Annotated in this window: 21 protein-coding genes; 11 read left to right on the top strand and 10 right to left on the bottom strand. The window is 68.5% G+C overall.

What is annotated here, in order from left to right:
• Positions 1–69 precede the first annotated feature (69 nt).
• Positions 70–525, top strand: coding sequence for a hypothetical protein (locus D0Z60_RS00380; protein WP_118855936.1), 456 nt, complete (start codon positions 70–72; stop codon positions 523–525).
• Here the strand turns inward: D0Z60_RS00380 and D0Z60_RS00385 are convergent.
• The 5 genes from D0Z60_RS00385 to D0Z60_RS00400 all read right to left on the bottom strand — a co-directional run bounded on the left by D0Z60_RS00385 (position 522) and on the right by D0Z60_RS00400 (position 4,271).
• On the bottom strand, positions 522–1,280 hold the full coding sequence (locus tag D0Z60_RS00385) for a hypothetical protein (RefSeq protein WP_118855938.1): 759 nt from the start codon (positions 1,278–1,280) through the stop codon (positions 522–524). The genes D0Z60_RS00380 and D0Z60_RS00385 overlap by 4 nt on opposite strands.
• Before the next feature lie 69 nt (positions 1,281–1,349).
• Positions 1,350–1,844 (bottom strand): DUF2721 domain-containing protein, encoded by a 495-nt coding sequence (locus D0Z60_RS11855; protein ID WP_240325484.1) that lies wholly within the window; start codon positions 1,842–1,844, stop codon positions 1,350–1,352.
• Positions 1,841–2,428: a hypothetical protein gene (locus D0Z60_RS11860; protein WP_240325485.1), complete on the bottom strand. Its 588-nt coding sequence runs from the start codon at positions 2,426–2,428 to the stop codon at positions 1,841–1,843. Before D0Z60_RS11860 ends, D0Z60_RS11855 begins: the two co-directional genes overlap by 4 nt.
• Before the next feature lie 33 nt (positions 2,429–2,461).
• The gene (locus D0Z60_RS00395) at positions 2,462–3,640 is read right to left on the bottom strand and encodes an LL-diaminopimelate aminotransferase (RefSeq protein ID WP_118855944.1); all 1,179 of its coding nucleotides are present in this window, start codon (positions 3,638–3,640) and stop codon (positions 2,462–2,464) included.
• 10 nt (positions 3,641–3,650) lie between these two features.
• Positions 3,651–4,271, bottom strand: a complete 621-nt coding sequence (locus D0Z60_RS00400) for a trimeric intracellular cation channel family protein (RefSeq protein WP_118855946.1) — start codon at positions 4,269–4,271, stop codon at positions 3,651–3,653.
• Positions 4,272–4,355: 84 nt separating this feature from the next.
• Between D0Z60_RS00400 and D0Z60_RS00405 the strand changes: the two genes are divergently transcribed.
• Positions 4,356–6,104, top strand: coding sequence for a PHA/PHB synthase family protein (locus D0Z60_RS00405; RefSeq protein WP_240325486.1), 1,749 nt, complete (start codon positions 4,356–4,358; stop codon positions 6,102–6,104).
• On the opposite strand, the gene D0Z60_RS00410 is transcribed toward D0Z60_RS00405, so the two are convergent.
• The 3 genes from D0Z60_RS00410 to rarD form a co-directional block, all read right to left on the bottom strand.
• On the bottom strand, positions 6,101–6,388 hold the full coding sequence (locus D0Z60_RS00410; protein WP_162888008.1) for a PilZ domain-containing protein: 288 nt from the start codon (positions 6,386–6,388) through the stop codon (positions 6,101–6,103). The genes D0Z60_RS00405 and D0Z60_RS00410 overlap by 4 nt on opposite strands.
• A gap of 158 nt (positions 6,389–6,546) precedes the next feature.
• Entirely contained in the window at positions 6,547–6,768 is a 222-nt protein-coding gene (locus D0Z60_RS00415; protein WP_162888009.1) for a hypothetical protein, read from the bottom strand.
• Positions 6,769–6,801: 33 nt separating this feature from the next.
• The gene (gene rarD / locus D0Z60_RS00420) at positions 6,802–7,728 is read right to left on the bottom strand and encodes an EamA family transporter RarD (RefSeq protein WP_118855954.1); all 927 of its coding nucleotides are present in this window, start codon (positions 7,726–7,728) and stop codon (positions 6,802–6,804) included.
• A gap of 108 nt (positions 7,729–7,836) precedes the next feature.
• Here rarD and D0Z60_RS00425 point away from each other — a divergent pair, with 108 nt between their 5' ends.
• From D0Z60_RS00425 to D0Z60_RS00450, 6 genes are read left to right on the top strand one after another with little or no spacing between them, the layout of a single operon-like run.
• Positions 7,837–8,502, top strand: coding sequence for a DUF4893 domain-containing protein (locus D0Z60_RS00425; protein WP_118855957.1), 666 nt, complete (start codon positions 7,837–7,839; stop codon positions 8,500–8,502).
• Complete coding sequence (locus D0Z60_RS00430) at positions 8,499–8,831, top strand: ribose-phosphate pyrophosphokinase (RefSeq protein WP_118855959.1); 333 nt, start codon at positions 8,499–8,501, stop codon at positions 8,829–8,831. Before D0Z60_RS00425 ends, D0Z60_RS00430 begins: the two co-directional genes overlap by 4 nt.
• Positions 8,832–8,852: 21 nt before the next feature.
• Positions 8,853–9,983 carry an RluA family pseudouridine synthase gene (locus tag D0Z60_RS00435; RefSeq protein ID WP_118855962.1) on the top strand — a complete coding sequence of 377 codons (1,131 nt, stop codon included), beginning with the start codon at positions 8,853–8,855 and terminating at the stop codon, positions 9,981–9,983.
• Positions 9,980–10,642, top strand: coding sequence for an HAD-IA family hydrolase (locus D0Z60_RS00440; protein ID WP_118855965.1), 663 nt, complete (start codon positions 9,980–9,982; stop codon positions 10,640–10,642). Before D0Z60_RS00435 ends, D0Z60_RS00440 begins: the two co-directional genes overlap by 4 nt.
• Positions 10,639–10,863, top strand: a complete 225-nt coding sequence (locus tag D0Z60_RS00445) for a hypothetical protein (protein ID WP_118855968.1) — start codon at positions 10,639–10,641, stop codon at positions 10,861–10,863. Before D0Z60_RS00440 ends, D0Z60_RS00445 begins: the two co-directional genes overlap by 4 nt.
• Positions 10,860–11,555, top strand: coding sequence for an ATP12 family chaperone protein (locus tag D0Z60_RS00450; RefSeq protein ID WP_118855971.1), 696 nt, complete (start codon positions 10,860–10,862; stop codon positions 11,553–11,555). The genes D0Z60_RS00445 and D0Z60_RS00450 overlap by 4 nt, the downstream gene beginning before the upstream one ends.
• Positions 11,556–11,638: 83 nt before the next feature.
• Here D0Z60_RS00450 and gmk read toward each other — a convergent pair whose 3' ends face one another.
• Positions 11,639–12,304 (bottom strand): guanylate kinase, encoded by a 666-nt coding sequence (gene gmk, locus D0Z60_RS00455; protein WP_118855974.1) that lies wholly within the window; start codon positions 12,302–12,304, stop codon positions 11,639–11,641.
• A 142-nt stretch (positions 12,305–12,446) separates the two neighbouring features.
• Here gmk and D0Z60_RS00460 point away from each other — a divergent pair, with 142 nt between their 5' ends.
• From D0Z60_RS00460 to murA, 3 genes are all read left to right on the top strand, one after another.
• A complete protein-coding gene (locus D0Z60_RS00460; protein WP_118855984.1) occupies positions 12,447–13,175 on the top strand; it encodes a phasin family protein in 729 nt (242 codons plus the stop codon).
• Positions 13,176–13,307: 132 nt separating this feature from the next.
• Entirely contained in the window at positions 13,308–13,661 is a 354-nt protein-coding gene (clpS, locus tag D0Z60_RS00465; protein WP_118855987.1) for an ATP-dependent Clp protease adapter ClpS, read from the top strand.
• Between the two features lie 36 nt (positions 13,662–13,697).
• On the top strand, positions 13,698–14,984 hold the full coding sequence (gene murA, locus D0Z60_RS00470) for a UDP-N-acetylglucosamine 1-carboxyvinyltransferase (RefSeq protein ID WP_118855990.1): 1,287 nt from the start codon (positions 13,698–13,700) through the stop codon (positions 14,982–14,984).
• On the opposite strand, the gene D0Z60_RS00475 is transcribed toward murA, so the two are convergent.
• Entirely contained in the window at positions 14,981–16,303 is a 1,323-nt protein-coding gene (locus tag D0Z60_RS00475; protein WP_118855993.1) for a metal-dependent hydrolase family protein, read from the bottom strand. The two genes, murA and D0Z60_RS00475, sit on opposite strands and share 4 nt — an antisense overlap.
• Positions 16,304–16,308 lie beyond the last annotated feature (5 nt).

Below are 16,308 nucleotides of genomic sequence, written 5' to 3' on the forward strand. Positions count from 1 at the left end.
GGCGCTGGTAGGGCGGGGCGGAAAACTTGTCGAGGCGGAGCCGTGCGGGCGGCACGGCGTTAGGGGCGGATGATCCGCGCTCTTGTCCTGTTCGCCGCCGTGCCGCTCGCCGCCTGCCGGGACCAGGGATCGGTGCTGGACAATGCCGGGGACGTGCCGCCGGCCGAGATGGTCACGGCGCCGATCCAGGACTGGGGCATGCTGCGCCATGCGATCGGGCGAACGCCGGCCGACAGTGGGGTGCTGACCAAGGGGCCGATCGTGACCGACCTCAACGCGCTGCTCGGGCCGGACGCGATCGCCTATCGCGCGCTGATCGAGCAGCGCGGCGGGCCGCTGGCGCGCGCCGGAGACATGTTGGTGACTGTCACGCCGGGCGGCGACCATGCCGGATATCTGGTCGTCGACCCGGCACAGCTGGCGCTCGAGGCGGGGTTTCGGCGCAATGGCGCGTGGGTCGTCAAGCGCACCCACTCGTCGGACATCGTTCGGCCGCCCGCCGTCGAGGCGTTGCTGAAGGACTAGTCTTGCTTTTTGGCGGCGGGTTTGCCGGTCGACGGTTTCTCGGTCAGTTGCGCGCCGAGGGTTGCGGCGTCCTCCGCCATCTCGGGCATCAGCTTGATCATCTCCGGGAACATCTCGAACATGCCGCGCATCACGTCCGGCTCGAACCACATGCCGACCGTCTGGCGGCCGTAGGCGAGGCCGGTCGGAGTCGCGAGGAAGGCATTGATCTCGGCCAGCTGGGCGGCGTCGAACTTGCGCGCCATGGCCCGCGCCATGCCCTCGCGGAACTTGGGCTCGGCGGCATTGCCGAGCTTGGTCATCGTGCTGCCCATGAAGGCCTTCACCGCGGCCAGCTTGGAGTCGAAATTGGGCTCCTTGCGGGCGAGCATGAGGCGCAACGGCTCGGTGCTCGGCGGCTTGGCTTTTTTGCCCTTATTCTGCTCGGCCGGTAGCATGCCCATCAGGTCGGCTTCGCTCATGTTGAGCACCCGGTCCAAGGTCTTGTTCATGAACCCCGTCACGGCGGTGGCGTAGGCGCCGCTGGGGAACATCGTTGCGGCCGTCCCGCGCGCCATTGCCAGCCGAGCCGGATCGGGGTCGGGGCCGGCCGGAAACAGCTTGTCGAACATGACCAGCATCGCGGACATCGCCTGCATCGGGTCGACGACAGGCTTCTTGGCCTCGGACTTCGCGGCCGGCGGGCGGGCCGGCGTCTTGGCCTGGGCCGGCACGGCAAGGCCGAGCGCGGCGGCAGCGAACAGATAGAGCTTCACGTTGTGTCTCCCCCCGAAGACTTGCGGTCGTAATCCCCGGCCCGCTCGGCCTTCAAGCTTAATGTGAGTCTAACCTTCTTCCTCGGCCTCGTGGTCGAGGATGGCGTTGCGGATTCGCACCGAGCGGCTGGCGATGCGGGTCTCGTGGAGGAAGATGGCGAAGCCGGTGCCGGTGGCGAGCATCGCGGCGATGAACAGGACCGCGATCGCCGCGCCGAGCGGGACCGAGGTGAGGAAGGCGGCGAACAGCAGGATCACCACCGCAGAGATCAGCAAGGCGGCGAGCACGGTGGCGAAGATCGCCGCGTTGACGGTGCGAATCCGGCGGTCGAGCACGCGCACTTCGGCGACGTGGCGGTCATGCTCGCTGCCGCGAGTGGCAAGGATCCGCTCCTCGACCCGGCGCGCGCGGTCGACGATCCGCGCCAGGCGACCCGCGCAGACGTTGAGGAAAGCGCCGAGCCCGGCGAGCAGGAACACCGGGGCGACCGCCAACTGGATGATTTCGGCGAGCTGGGGAAGATCGCGCGCGGGGACGATCAGGCCGTCGGCGAGCGGGCTCACAGATCCTCGGCGTCGCCGCGCGCGCAGCTCGCAACCTCGAGCAGCATCAGCCCGGTGGCGACAAAGCTCAGCGCGAGGATCCACGAGAAGCTGGCGACGAGCGGCGCGGTGGCACCGATCAAAGCGACGACCAGCGCGGCGATCTGCAGGCCGACCAGGAGCACGAGCGCGAGCAGCAGGTCGGTCGCGGCGGCGATCAGGGTCCAGCGCCGGACGCCGTCGCCGGTGCGCCGGCTGGTGAAGAACAAAAGCACCGCCCGGAGCGCGTTCCAGGCCATGATGATGGTGATCGCGGGCAGGAAGAAGCGGGTCGCAGCCTCGGTCGTGAACAGGGCGCCGGCAAGTATGGTCACGAGGCCGGTCGCCATCGCCAGCGGCCGCGCCGAGTGGCGCAGCGTTCCGGCGAACAATTCGATGAGGCCGGCGGCGACGAGCAGCAGCCCAATCACCAGCGCCCCGTCGCGGCGCTCGAGCAAGGGCAGCGCCGCGGCCCCGGCGCCGATCAGGATGATCAGCCAGCCCGCCCCGCCGATCCATCTGGCGCGGCTGGCGAGGTCCGAGCGCTCATTGGGGATGCCGGTCATGCTACCGCATGTAGCAGAGCCCGACCCGCGCCGTCACGCCTTGCCGAGCATCGCCTTCACGCCGCGCGCCGCCTGCCGCAGGCGCTGCTCGTTCTCCACCAAAGCAAGGCGGACGAAGCCTTCGCCTTCCTCGCCGAAACCGACCCCGGGGGCGACCGCGACATGGGCTTCGGTCAGCAGCCGCTTGGCGAACTCCATGCTGCCGAGCGCGCGGAACGCTTCCGGAATCGGCGCCCAGGCGAACATGCTGGCTTCGGGTACCGGGATGTCCCAGCCGGCGCGAGCGAAGCTCTCGACCATCACGTCGCGGCGCTTGCGATAGAGCGCCCGGTTGGCATCGATACAGTCCTGCGGGCCGTTCAACGCGGCGCAGGCGGCGGCCTGAATCGGGGTGAAGGCGCCGTAATCGAGGTACGACTTGACCCTCGTCAGCGCGCCGATCAGCCGCGCGTTGCCGACCGCGAAGCCGATCCGCCAGCCGGCCATCGAATAGGTCTTGGACAGCGAGGTGAACTCGACCGCCAGCTCCTTCGCGCCGGGCACCTGCAGCAGCGATGGGGTCGGCATGTCGCCGAAGTAGATTTCGGCGTAGGCGAGGTCGGAGATGAGGATGAGCCCGGCCTCGCGCGCGAAGGCGACCAGCTTCTCGTAGAAGTCGAGCCCGACGACCTGGGCGGTTGGGTTGCTGGGGTAGCCGATGACCAGCACCTTGGGGCGCGGCACGGTGTAGCGCATCGCTTTCTCGAGGCGGTCGAAGAAGTCGGGGCCGGGCACCGCGGGGATCGAGCGGATCGCGGCGCCGGCGATGATGAAGCCGAAATGGTGGATCGGGTAGCTCGGGTTCGGGGTCAGCACGACGTCGCCCGGCGCGGTGATCGCTTGGGCGAGGTTGGCGAGGCCTTCCTTGGAGCCGAGGGTGACGATGACCTCGCTGTCGGGATCAAGATCGACCCCGAAGCGGCGCTGGTAATAGGCCGCCTGGGCCTTGCGCAGCCCGGGAATGCCCTTGGACGCCGAATAGCGGTGCGCGGTCGGCTTGGCGGCGACCTCGGCGAGCTTGGCGATGACATGCGGCGGCGGCGCGCCGTCGGGATTGCCCATGCCGAGATCGACGATGTCCTGCCCGCGCGCCCGGGCGGCGGCCTTCATCGCGTTGACTTCGGCGAACACGTAAGGCGGCAGGCGCTGGATGCGGTAGAAATCGTCGGTCATCGAGCGCCCTCTAGCGGCCGTAGGCGGGGAGCGACAGGCCGCGGGCGATGGCGGCGCCGCGAAGTGCGAAGCCGAACAGTCCGGCGACCAGCGCGGCAAGCGGGGCAGGCGCTCCGAACCAGGCGAGCAGCACGAAGAGGCCTGAGGCGAGCGCCGCGGCGGTGACGTAGAGCTCGGGCCGCATCAGGATCGACGGCTCGCCGGCGAGGACGTCGCGGATGATCCCGCCGGCGCAGGCGGTCATCACGCCCATCGCGAACGCGGGCACCGGCGCGACGCCAAAGGCCAGCGCCTTGGACGCGCCGTAGGTGGCGTAGGCGGCAAGGCCGATGGCATCGAACCACAAGAGTGCGCGCTCGAGGATCATGCGCCGGCTCAGGAACCATACGGCAAGCGCCGCGCCGATGCAGATTGCGAGCGTCGAATTGGTCCCGACCCAGAACACCGGGGCGCCGATCAACAGGTCGCGAATGGTGCCGCCACCGACCCCGGTGACAACGGCGAAAAAGATGAAGGTGACGAGCGTCTGCTTCTTCTCCGCGGCGAGCAAAGCGCCGGAAATGGCGAACACCGCGATGCCGACATAGTCGAGCCACAACAGGGCATCGGGGAGGACTTCGACGGGCGGCATCGGTCTGCCCTAACCGTTCGTGTCGAGCGAAGTCGAGACACGTCCCTCGACTTCGCTCGGGACGAACGGGTATTGAGCTCAGCCATGGACAAGTCCGACACCACCACCACCACCGCCCCGCCGCCCGGCGCCGAGGACTGGCAGCATTGGGCGATGGTCATGGCGCGCGCCAACCAGATGATGCTGGAGGCGTGGGCCGACAATCTCGCCAAGGGCTCGGCGCTGCCCGGGTTCGGCTTCGGACCGGCCGCGGCGCCGCAGGCGGCGGACCCGATGGCGTGGATGAGCGCCGGCGCGGAAATGTGGTCGAAGGGCCTCGACGCCTGGGGCCGGATGCTCGGCCAGGTCAGCGATGCGGGCAAGGCGCGCGACCGGCGCTTCGGCGGCGAGGCGTGGAACGACCCGATCTTCGACACCGTCAAGCAAAGCTATCTCGCGATCTCCGAGCGGCTGCTCGGAACGGTCGAGGAGATCGAGGGCATCGACGAGGGCGCGCGCAGCAAGCTGCGGTTCGCGACCAGGAATTTCGTCGATGCGATGAGCCCGGCCAATTATCTCGCGACCAATCCCGAGGTGATGAAGCGGACGATCGAGAGCAAGGGCGAGAATCTGCTCGCCGGGCTCAAGAACATGATCGCCGACATCCAGCGCGGCCAGGTGACTCAAAGCCCCGACGGCGCGTTCGAGCTTGGCCGCAATCTGGCGACGACTCCGGGCAAGGTGATCCTCGAAACGCCGCTGTTCCAGCTGATCCATTATGCGCCGGTGACCGACGAGGTGCTGGAAACGCCGCTGATCGTGTTCCCGCCGTGGATCAACCGCTTCTACATCCTCGACCTGACGCCGGAGAAGAGCTTCGTCCGCTGGACGGTTGGGGAAGGCGTCAGCCTGTTTATGGTCAGCTGGAAATCGGCCGACGAGAGCATTCGCGACGTGACGATGGACGATTATGTCGCAGCCCAAGTGCAGGCGATCGACGCGGTGCGCGACTTGCTCGGGGTCAAGGCGGTGCACACGATCGGCTATTGCGTGGCGGGCACGACTCTCGCCGCGACCCTGGCCTATCTCACCGCCAAGGGCGAAGCGGACAAGGTCGCAAGCGCGACCTTCTTCACCGCCCAGGTCGACTTCGAGGACGCCGGCGACCTCAAATTGTTCATCGGCGACGATACGATGAAGACGCTTGAGCAGTTGACGGCGGAAAGCGGCGTGCTCGACGGGCGAGTGATGGCCGCGACGTTCAACCTGCTGCGCGGCCGCGACCTTATCTGGAACTATGTCGTCAACAATTACCTGATGGGCAACGACCCGCCGCCGTTCGACCTGCTGCACTGGAATGGCGACGTCACCAATCTGCCGGGCGGCTGGCACCGCGACTATCTGCAGCGGCTGTATCGCGACAATCTGCTGGTCAAGCCGGGCGCCATCAGCATTGCCGGAGTTCCGCTCGATCTCAGCAAGATCACCATCCCGGCCTACATCCAGGCGGGGCGCGAGGACCACATCGCGCCGCTCGCGAGCGTGTGGAAGCTGGGCCGGGTGCTGGCCGGACCGGTCCGCTTCGTGATCGCCGGCTCGGGGCACATCGCCGGCGTGGTCAACCCGCCGAGCGCCGGCAAATACCAATATTGGACCAGCGACAAGCCGGCGGCGACGCTCGAGGAATTCCAGGCGGCCGCGAGTGAAACCAAGGGCAGCTGGTGGCCGGACTGGATCGCCTGGCTGCGCGAGCAAGCCCCGAAGACGGTGAAGACCGCGGGCGCGCGGATCCCCGGCGAGGGCAAGCTCAAGCCGATCGAGGACGCGCCCGGGCGCTACGTGCGCACGCGCTAGGCGGCGCCGAGGCGGCGGACGAGACTGTCGAACACGGCCTGGTGGAACGGCTGGTCGAAGCGCACTCCGGCCTTGAATCCCTGGACCCAGGCGACGTGGCCATGGATCGCCGCCATGTCGGGAATCCTAAGGCTGATCGAATCGCCCTCGTCGACCCGGATCGGCGGCGACAGGCAGCAGCCCTGGGGCGACAAATCGAACAATTCGACGCGATAGCGCGCGTCGCCGTGGCGCTTGAAGTCCACGTCGCAGTTCATCGGCACGCGCGCCGATTGCCGCTCCACACTGCCCATCCTGTCCCCCCTCGATGATCGAGGCCGGCCGTCGTCTCTTCCCACGCGAACAGGGTCGGAACGGCGACGTTACAACAGGATGAACGAAAAACTCAATTTCGGTGCGGCCATCTGGTCCGTTTCGGAACAAATGGCCCGGCGAGACTGGATCAGATGATTCCGCCGCCGAGGCTCAATCGCATCACACCGATCAAGATCACGAAGATGTTGAGCGCCGCGCCGCTTTTGCTCCGGCCGATGAGGCCGATGCCGGCGCCGACCGCCGCGAGCGGGATGATCAGCCAGTTGGCCCAGCCAAGGAGGGGGATGAAGGCGACGACCGCGCACAGGAGTGCGACGACGCCGATGAGGAGCGAGATGATTTTGGCCATTCGCGACGCATAGCAGGTCGCGCGCGCCCTGTCCTAGCTCTCGCACAGCTCGGGCCCGGGCGGGCGGCGGCGGCCTAGGATTGACGAAGCGTAAAGTGCGAGCGCGACCCAGATCGCGGCGAACGCCAGCAGATGGGCGGTGCTGAGCGGCTCGCCGTACACCGCCACGGCGAGCAGGAATTGCAGGGTCGGCGCAAGGAACTGGAGCATCCCGACGGTCGAATAGGGCAGCCGCCGGGCGGCGGCGGTGAAGCACAGCAGGGGCACGGTCGAGACGAGGCCCGCGGCCGCCAGCAACCAGCCGGTCGCGGCGGGATAGTCAGTAATCATCATGCCCTTAGCCCCGCCGAGCAGCAGCCAGCCCAGTGCGATGGGAAATAATAGTGCCGTCTCGATGCTCAGGCCGGCAAGCGAGTCGACTGGAGCGATTTTGCGCAACAACCCATAGGTAGCGAAGCTGAAGCACAATGTGAGGCTAATCCACAGCGTTTGGAGGGCGCCGGCTGCTAAGGCCGCAACGCCGGCTGCGGCGAGCGCGACCGCCCACCATTGGCGCCGGCTCAGCTGCTCGCCGAGGATAAACCGACCGAGCAGGATGTTGGCCAAAGGGTTGAGGTAATAGCCGAGGCTGCCGGCGAGCATGTGGCCGCTGGTGACCGAATAGACGTAGAGCAGCCAATTGACCCCGATCAGCACTGCGGTGAGCGTCAGCAGCGCCAGCGTGCGTGGTGCGGCGACAGCCTTGCGCACCTCGTGCCAGGCGCGGGCTACGGTCAGCAATGCAGCGAGCACCAGCAGCGACCAGACGATCCGGTGGGCAACGATGTCGACCGCCGGCACCTCGTCGATCTGCTTGAAATAAACGGGCATCACGCCCCACAGGACGTAGGCGGCGAGACCGTAGGCGAGGCCGGTGCGGCTGAGCGGCGCCGCCTCACGGGCCACGGGTCGGTCGTTCATCGCCGGTTGGCCTAGAGCAGGCCATTGCCAAGTCAACGCAATTGGTTGCGAACGCGTTGGTTGAGTTTGCCTGCCGCCTTTGCCACTCTGCGCCATGAAAGCGACCCCATGACCCGCCGCATCGCCATCGCCCTGTCCGTGACCGCCGCGCTGCTCGCGCTGGCCGGCTGCGTGCCGGTACCCAAGAAGCCGGCTCCGGTGGTGACGATCGCCCCGCCGACCAAGGCGGACGTGTGGCAGGGCATCGCCAATTCGGCGGACCGCGAGCGCATCGCCAATGTGTCGGGCGCCTGGGCGGCCGGGCTGGCGGCGGCGCGCCCGCGCTTTGCTACCGCGATCCGCGAGGAGGACGCGCTGCTCAAGGAGGATGCCGCGCTGGTCCGCCCGGCTCCCACTCCGGGGAGCTACAGCTGTCGGCTGGTGACGCTTGGCCAACCCGGCCGCGGCAAGCCCGCGCTTGAGCGGTTCAAGCCATTCTTCTGCTACGTCCAGACCGAGGGCGAGGTGCTGACGATCGTCAAACAGACCGGCAGCCAGCGGCCCGCCGGGCGGTTGTGGGACGATGACAATCGGCGCCGCATGGTGTTTCTCGGGAGCCTGGCGCTGGGCAGCGAGGACGAGGTGCGGGCCTATGGCGACGACCCGAAGCGCGACATGGCCGGCATCTTCGAGCGCATCGGCCCGCTGCGCTGGCGGCTGGTGATCCCGTGGCCGCGCGACGGCGCCAAGCTGCAGGTGTTCGAGCTGACACCGGTGCCCAACCAGCCGGAATGAGGCTGGCCGACGCCGGCGAGGTGCGCGCGCACCTGATCGCGGCGGCGCGGGCGGGGACGGCGGTGACCTATTCCGAACTGCTCGGCCAGCTTGGCTATCCGTTCTCGAGGCCACGGATGCGGTCGCTGTGCAAGACGCTCGAGGCGGTCGATGCCGAGGCGGCGGGGCGCGGCGAGCCGGAGCTTGCGGTACTGGTCGTGCGCCAGTCGGACGGCCTGCCGGGGCAGGGGTGGTGGATCGGGCAGGACGGCCGGTGGGAGGGACCTGAGGCGCGGCGGCGGATCGAGCGGCTGCAAGGCGCGGCGTTCGCCTATTGGTCGGAAGGCTGATTGCGGGGTAAGGGCGCCGCGATGGCCGAACCCGAGAACCACCGCAGCTTCACCGTCGCCGAGGACGACGACGGGATCCGCCTCGACCGCTGGTTCAAGCGACATATGGCCGAGGTGAGCTTCAACCAGGTGTCGCGCTGGGCGCGGACCGGGCAGCTGAGGCTCGACGGCAACAAGGCCAGCCCGGGCGACCGGATCGCGGCGGGGCAGGTGCTGGTAGTGCCGCCGGTGGACAGTGCAGTGGTTTCCTCGAAGCCGGTGCGGCCGAAGGCTCACCCATTGGATCCGGACGAGATTGCGTTCGTGCGCGCGATGGTGATCGCGCAAGGTCCGGACTGGATCGCGCTCGACAAGCCGCCGGGCCTGGCGACCCAGGGCGGGACCAAGACCAGCCACCATCTCGACCGGCTGCTCGACGGGCTCGCCGACGAGGCGGGCAACCGACCCAAGCTGGTTCACCGCCTCGACAAGGACACCAGCGGTGTGCTGCTGGTGGCGCGAAGCGCGCGCGCGGCGGCCCATTTCGCCAAGGAATTCGCCGGCCGCGGGGCGAAGAAGGTCTATTGGGCGCTGGTCAACGGCGTGCCGTCGATCGACGACGGGCTGGTCGACTTGCCCCTCGCCAAGCAGCCCGGCACCGGCGGCGAGAAGATGCACGTCGACGAGGCGAGCGGCCAGCCGTCGAAGAGCCGCTACCGGACGATCGACCGCGCCGGCAACCGCACCGCCTGGCTCGAGCTCAGGCCGCTGACCGGGAGGACCCACCAGCTGCGCGCGCACATGGCGGCGATCGGCCACCCGATCGTCGGCGATGCGAAATATGGCGGGGCCGAGGCGTTTCTGACCGGCGGGATCAGCCGCAAGATGCACTTGCATGCACGGCGGCTGCGCATCTCCGCGCCCGACGGCAAGAAGATCGACGTCAGTGCCGAGCCGCCGGCGCACTTTTCCGAGAGCCTTGCCCAGCTCGGATTCGACATCGAGGCCGGCAAGGCGCTGCCGACGCCGGTCGACCCGGCGCGTTCGCCCGAGGTCAAGGCGCGGCGCGCGGCGGCGGCGGCCAAGGCGGCGCGCCGATCGCGCAAGGGCGAGCGCCGCTCGCGCGGATCGGGCGGAAGCGGCGGCGGCGCACGGCCGCGGGGACGCAAGTGAACCGGCTGGCGCTGTTCGACTGCGACGGCACGCTGGTCGACAGCGGTGCGACCATCCACCGCGCGCTCGACGAGACGTTCAACGCCCACGCCCTCGACTGCCCGCCGCGTGCGCAGGCACAGCGGGTGATCGGGCTGAGCCTCGAGCAGGCGATGGCCGAGCTCGCGCCCGACGCCGACCACGGCGCGCTGGCCGCGACCTACAAGGATGCGTTCATCGCCATGCGCGGCGCGGGCACGGTCGAGGAGCCGCTGTTCAACGGCATCGCCGAACTGCTCGATACGCTCGAGGCGGACGGCTGGCTGCTCGGGATTGCAACAGGGAAAAGCTTGCGCGGACTCAAGTATTGCCTGGCGAGTCACGGGCTCGAGCGGCGCTTCGTCACGCTCCAGACCGCCGACGGCAACCCGTCCAAGCCGCATCCAGCGATGGCGCTGGCGGCAATGGCCGAGGCGGGCGCCGAGCCCTCGACCAGTTTCTTCATCGGCGACACCGCCTGGGACATGGGCTGCGCGCGCGCCGCCGGCTGCACTGCGATCGGCGCGGCGTGGGGCTATCACAGCGTCGCCGAATTGATCGCCGACGGGGCCGACCATGTCGCCGAGCGGCCGTCCGAGGTGGCTGTGATCGCCGCCGCGCTGAAGGAGGCGATGGCGTGAGCGACGACGAGGCCCTGTGGCGCCGCCGATTCCACATGTTCGCGCTGGTGCGGCTGGCCGGGGTGGCCATGTTCCTGCTCGGAATGGCGATCGCCTACAGCGATTTGCTGCGGCCCGGCGGCTGGCCGCTGGTCGGCGGAATCCTCGCGCTATGCGGCGTGGTCGACGCGATATTCGCGCCCAAACTGCTTCGGCGGGCGTGGGAGAATGAAGACCGGTGAAGCGCTTCTGGACGGAGGTGACGGTCGCGCCGGCGGACGGCGGCTTCGCCATTGCGCTCGACGGCCGGCGCGTGCGCACGCCGAAGCGCGCCGATCTGGTCGTGCCGAGCGAAGGGCTGGCGGAGGCGATCGCGGCGGAATGGGCGGCGTGCGGCGAGGAAGTCGACCCGCGCGCGATGAAGCTGACCGGAATGGCCAATGCGGCGATCGACCACGTCGCGCCCGATCCCGAGGCCTTCGCTGCGGGGCTCGCCAAATATGCCGAGAGCGATTTGGTCTGCTACCGCGCCGAGGGACCCGACGCGCTGGTCCGGCGCCAGGCCGAGAGCTGGGACGTGCTGCTCGACTGGGCACGACGGCGCTACGACGTCGATTTCGCCTGCGTGGCTGGCGTGATGCACGTGCCGCAGCCGCCGGCGACGGTTGCCCGGCTGGCGCATGCGGTGGCGGTGCTGAACCCGTTCCAGCTGGCCGCGCTGTCGCCGCTGGTGACGATTGGCGGATCGCTGGTGGCGGCGCTGGCGGTGCTCGAGCAGGCGCTTCCGGCCGAGGCGGCGTGGGAGGCGGTCAGCCTCGACGAGCAATGGCAGGCCGAGCAATGGGGCGCGGATGCCGAAGCGGCCGCGGCGCTCGACGCGCGGCGCGCGGATTTTCTCACCGGAGCGCGAATGCTGGAGCTGGTGGAAGCTTAAACCAGGCGAGAGGCGCGATGCCCCCTCCGCCCCTTCGGGGCACCTCCCCCGCGGTGGCTTCGCCACTCTGGGGGAGGAGCTGGTCAGTTCGGGCGTTCGACGAGTTCTCTCACGAAGTTCAGCAGATATGGCTGGCGTTCGCGGCGTTGGCGTTCGGCTACTACGATGGCGCGCACGGACGCGGTGCATTGGTCGACGTCATCGTTGATCAGGACATAGTCATATTCGGCCCAATGGCCGATCTCGGCCGCGGCGCGGCGCATGCGGAAGTCGATCACCTCCTGGCTGTCGGTGCCGCGCTCCTCGAGGCGGCGGCGAAGCTCGGCCATCGACGGGGGAAGGATGAAGATCCGCACGAGATCGGTGCGGAAGGCGTATTCGAGCTGCTGGGTGCCCTGCCAGTCGATGTCGAACAAGGTGTCGCGACCGTCGCGCAGCGCCTCCTTGATCGGCTCCTTGGGGCTGCCGTAGCGGTGGTCGAAGACATAGGCCCATTCGGCCAGCTCGTCGGCCTCGACCAATTGCTGGAAGCGCGTCTCGTCGACGAAATGATAATCGACGTCGTCGACCTCGCCCGGCCGCTTGGGGCGGGTAGTCGCGCTGATCGACATGGTGATGGTCGGATCGTCGGCCATGAGGTTGCGGCTGATGGTCGACTTGCCGGCGCCCGAGGGGGAGGAGAGGACGATCAGCAGGCCGCGGCGGCGGCGATCGATCGGGCTGGTCTCGCTCAAGCTGGCTCGGTCCATGACTGCCCTTGCCGCGCGGGGGGCGGCGGCGTCAAGGGGCGCGGGCGGGCGCGCGAGCGATCGTTTGCTGCACTGCACAAAAAATGCTTGAACGCCATGCTGCACTGCACTATGTTGCGCTGCAGCAAAGGAGTATTCGACCATGGCCGATACCAACACCACCACCAAGACCGAGACCGCCACCACCGAGGCGACCAAGGCCACGACCGCGCCGATCAAGGCCGCCGGAAACGCCGCCAAGGCCGATGCCAAGCGCGCCCCGGCCCGCAAGGCCCGCGCGACTAAGGCTCGCCGCGCCGCCAAGCGCACCGTCAACAAGACCGCCCGCAGCGCCAACCGCGCCGCCAACGCTTCGGCCAAGGCCGCGACGTCGGCCGCTTCGGGTCAATTCGATCGGATGGAAAACATGACCAACGACTTCACCAAGCTGTTCGCCGGCTTCGAAATCCCCGCCGCCGACCGCTTCACCGAGATGTTCTCGGGCGCCGGCGACCGCGGCCAGGACCTCGTCCGCCGCTCGCAGCAGACCGTCGAGGGCATGGCCGAGCTGGCCAAGGCCAATGTCGAGGCGCTGACCGAAGCCAGCCGCATTGCCGCCAAGGGCGTCAAGCAGCTCGGCCAGGACATGCTCGAGAGCGGCCGCGAGGGCTTCGAGCAGGCTTCGGGCGGGATGAAGACCCTGGCCGACGCCAAGTCGCCGACCGAGTTCATCCAGCTCCAGACCGAGCTGGTGCGCGGCAATTTCGACCGCGCCGTGGCCGAGAGCTCGAAGTTCGCGGAAGCGTTCGTCAAGCTCGCCGGCGAAGCGTTCCAGCCGCTCAGCAACCGCGCGACGGTCAATGCCGAGCGCATGGGCGAATTCGCTGCCTAAACCTCCCCTCCTAAACGTTTAGGCAGTGCGTGCGGCCGTCCCTTGTTGGGGCGGCCGCATCTTTTTGAGCGGCATCACGGAGCGCTTGCGTCTTGCAGCGCGTTGCCGGCGTGCCATATTTGTCGGGCAGCGATGATCACGCGATTCCATCCCACGGGCCATGTTCCCGGCCGCGAGGACGGCGACGACGGCTTCGAGACCGGGGTCGTCACGCGCACCCGGCCCAAGACCAAGAAGCCGTCGAACTACAAGGTGCTGATGCTGAACGACGACTACACGCCGATGGAATTCGTCGTGCTCGTTCTCCAGCGCTATTTCACGATGAGCATCGAGGATGCGACGCGGACCATGCTGCAGGTCCACCAGCAGGGCGTCGCGGTGTGCGGGGTGTTCACCTATGAGGTGGCGGAAACCAAGGTTTCGCAGGTGATCGACTTCGCGCGCGAGAACCAGCATCCGCTGCAGTGTACGCTGGAGAAGGCGTAAACCTTGTGAGTCCGAAATGACGCGCTAAAGCGCGGCATGGATTCCATTCGCATTACCGGCGGCAAGAGGCTCGAGGGGAAGATCCCCATTTCGGGCGCCAAGAACAGCGCCCTGACGCTACTTCCGTGCGCGCTGCTCACCGCCGGCAAGCTGACGCTCGGCAACCTGCCGCGGCTGGCCGATGTCGACAGCTTCGGCCATCTGCTCAACGAGCTTGGGGTGTCGACCAAGGTGTCGGGGGCCAAGCGCGGCGGCGGCGCCAAGCGGCGGATGACTCTGCAGGCCGACGAGATCGCGTCGACCGTCGCGCCCTACGACATGGTGCGCAAGATGCGCGCGTCGATCCTGGTGCTGGGGCCGATGCTAGCGCGGATGGGCGAATCGACCGTCTCGCTGCCCGGCGGCTGCGCGATCGGCGACCGGCCGATCGATCTGCACCTGAAGGCCTTGGAGGCGATCGGGGCGGAGATCGAGCTGGCCGCGGGCTATGTGAAGGCGGTCGCGCCCGGCGGGCGGTTGAGCGGCGGCGACTTCAGCTTCCCGGTGGTGTCGGTCGGCGCGACCGAAAATGCGCTGATGGCGGCGGTGCTGGCCAAGGGCCGGAGCGAATTGTTCAACGCCGCGCGCGAGCCCGAGATCGGCGACCTGTGCAACCTCCTGGTGGCGATGGGCGCGCGGATCGCGGGGATCGGCAGCGCGCATCTGGTGATCGACGGGGTCGAGGGGCTGGACGGCTGCGACTATGACGTGATGCCCGACCGCATCGAGGCCGGCAGCTATGCCTGCGCGGCGGGGATTACCGGCGGGTCGATCGAGCTCGCCGGGGCGCGGCCCGAGGACATGCTGGCGATCACCAACGGGCTGGCGGCGGCCGGGCTGATGATCGAGATGACGGGTGACGGCATGCGGGTCACGGCCGACAAGCCGCTTCGGCCGCTGGCGATCTCGACCGCGCCGTTCCCGGGCTTTCCGACCGACATGCAGGCGCAGTTCATGGCCATGCTGACGGTGGCCGAGGGGCAGAGCTTCCTCGAGGAGACGATCTTCGAGAACCGCTACATGCACGTCCCGGAATTGCGGCGGATGGGCGCGGAGATCGAGGTCCACGGGCGCTCGGCGATCGTCAAGGGGCCGTCGCGGCTGACCGGGGCGCAAGTCATGGCGACCGATCTGCGCGCGTCGATGAGCCTGATCCTGGCGGGGCTCGCGGCGGAGGGCGAGACCGAGGTGATGCGGGTCTATCACCTCGACCGCGGCTACGAGCGGCTCGAGGACAAATTGAGCGCGGTCGGGGCGACGATCGAGCGGGTCTCGGCGGGCTAGTCGACTTCGGTCAGCTGGCGCTTGCCGGCGAGCTTGTGGACCCGGCCGTGCTTCATCACGAAGTCGACGCTCTCGAGCTCGCGGATGTTGGCGAACGGATCGCCGTCGACGGCGATGATGTCGGCGTCCTTGCCGGGCGCGATCGAGCCGGCGCGCGATTCGAGGCCGAGCAGGGTCGCGGCGTCGATGGTCGCCGACTTGATCGCCGCGGCGGGCTGCATGCCGTTCCTGACCATCAGCGCGAATTCCTCGGCGTTGCGGCCGTGCGGGCTGACGCTGGTGTCGGTGCCGAAGGCGATCTTGACGCCTTCGCGAATGGCGCGGGCGAAGCTCTTCTCGGCATTGCCGGCGGCGGCGCGCGCTTTTTCGAACTGGGCCGGGGTGAGCGCCCCGCGCTGGCCGTCAGCGAGGGCGGCGGCGGGGGCGAGCAGGGTCGGCACATACCACGCGCCGGTCTGGCGGTAGAGGCGAAAGCTCTCGTCGTTGGTGAAGGTGCCGTGCTCGACCGAATCGACCCCGGCGCGAAGCGCGGCATTGACCCCGTCGACTCCGTGGGCGTGCGAGGCGACGCGGCGATTGAACATCCTTGCCGTGTCGACGATCGCCTTCATCTCGTCGGGCATCATCTGCTGGGCGAGCCCGGCGGCGACGTTGCTGAGCACCCCGCCGCTGGCGGCGAACTTGATGACATCGGCACCGAGCGCGACCTGCTCGCGGACCGCGCGGCGACAATCATCGGCGCCGTCGCACGTGTTGTTGATATCCTGCTTGTAGGCCATCGCGGTGAGGTCGCGGTTTCGCCCGGTGCGTTGATCATGATGACCGCCGGAGATGGCGATGCCCCGGCCGGCGGCGACGATGGTCGGCCCCGCCAGCTCACCGGCATTGATCGAGTCACGTAGGGAAAAGATGAGCCGTGGATCGTTGCCGAGGTCGCGGACCGTGGTGAAGCCGGCCAGGAGCGTCCGCCGCGCCTGGATCAAGGCCGTAAAGGCGTAATCCTCATGGTCGCGGGAGCTTGCCTGAAGCCGCGCCTGAAGCCGGTCGTCGGGGTTGCCGTTGAGGTGGACGTGGCTGTCGATCAAGCCGGGCATGACGGTCGCCGAGCGCAGGTCGACGACGCGCGCGCCGGGCACGTCGACGAAGCCGCTTTGCACCGACTCGATGGTCTTGCCGCGGACGACCACGGTCGCCCCGCGCAGCGGCGCCCGGGCGGGGTCGGCGATCAGCGTTCCGGCATGGATGACGGTGACCGCGTCCTGGGCGGCGGCGGGGGTGGCGAGGGCAAGTGCGAGGGCGGAGGCAAGGACCGACTTCATCAATG

This window comes from Sphingomonas mesophila (assembly GCF_003499275.1).
Classification (GTDB): Bacteria; Pseudomonadota; Alphaproteobacteria; order Sphingomonadales; family Sphingomonadaceae; genus Sphingomicrobium; species Sphingomicrobium mesophilum.

Coding starts and splice junctions, on each gene's coding strand:
- D0Z60_RS00415 (WP_162888009.1), bottom strand. CDS start 6,768: ATGGCCAAAATCATCTCGCTCCTCATCGGCGTCGTCGCACTCCTGTGC.
- D0Z60_RS11860 (WP_240325485.1), bottom strand. CDS start 2,428: ATGACCGGCATCCCCAATGAGCGCTCGGACCTCGCCAGCCGCGCCAGA.
- D0Z60_RS00405 (WP_240325486.1), top strand. CDS start 4,356: ATGGACAAGTCCGACACCACCACCACCACCGCCCCGCCGCCCGGCGCC.
- murA (WP_118855990.1), top strand. CDS start 13,698: ATGGATTCCATTCGCATTACCGGCGGCAAGAGGCTCGAGGGGAAGATC.
- gmk (WP_118855974.1), bottom strand. CDS start 12,304: ATGGACCGAGCCAGCTTGAGCGAGACCAGCCCGATCGATCGCCGCCGC.
- D0Z60_RS00430 (WP_118855959.1), top strand. CDS start 8,499: ATGAGGCTGGCCGACGCCGGCGAGGTGCGCGCGCACCTGATCGCGGCG.
- D0Z60_RS00380 (WP_118855936.1), top strand. CDS start 70: ATGATCCGCGCTCTTGTCCTGTTCGCCGCCGTGCCGCTCGCCGCCTGC.
- rarD (WP_118855954.1), bottom strand. CDS start 7,728: ATGAACGACCGACCCGTGGCCCGTGAGGCGGCGCCGCTCAGCCGCACC.
- D0Z60_RS00425 (WP_118855957.1), top strand. CDS start 7,837: ATGACCCGCCGCATCGCCATCGCCCTGTCCGTGACCGCCGCGCTGCTC.
- D0Z60_RS00400 (WP_118855946.1), bottom strand. CDS start 4,271: ATGCCGCCCGTCGAAGTCCTCCCCGATGCCCTGTTGTGGCTCGACTAT.
- D0Z60_RS00395 (WP_118855944.1), bottom strand. CDS start 3,640: ATGACCGACGATTTCTACCGCATCCAGCGCCTGCCGCCTTACGTGTTC.
- D0Z60_RS00460 (WP_118855984.1), top strand. CDS start 12,447: ATGGCCGATACCAACACCACCACCAAGACCGAGACCGCCACCACCGAG.
- D0Z60_RS00475 (WP_118855993.1), bottom strand. CDS start 16,303: ATGAAGTCGGTCCTTGCCTCCGCCCTCGCACTTGCCCTCGCCACCCCC.
- D0Z60_RS00435 (WP_118855962.1), top strand. CDS start 8,853: ATGGCCGAACCCGAGAACCACCGCAGCTTCACCGTCGCCGAGGACGAC.
- clpS (WP_118855987.1), top strand. CDS start 13,308: ATGATCACGCGATTCCATCCCACGGGCCATGTTCCCGGCCGCGAGGAC.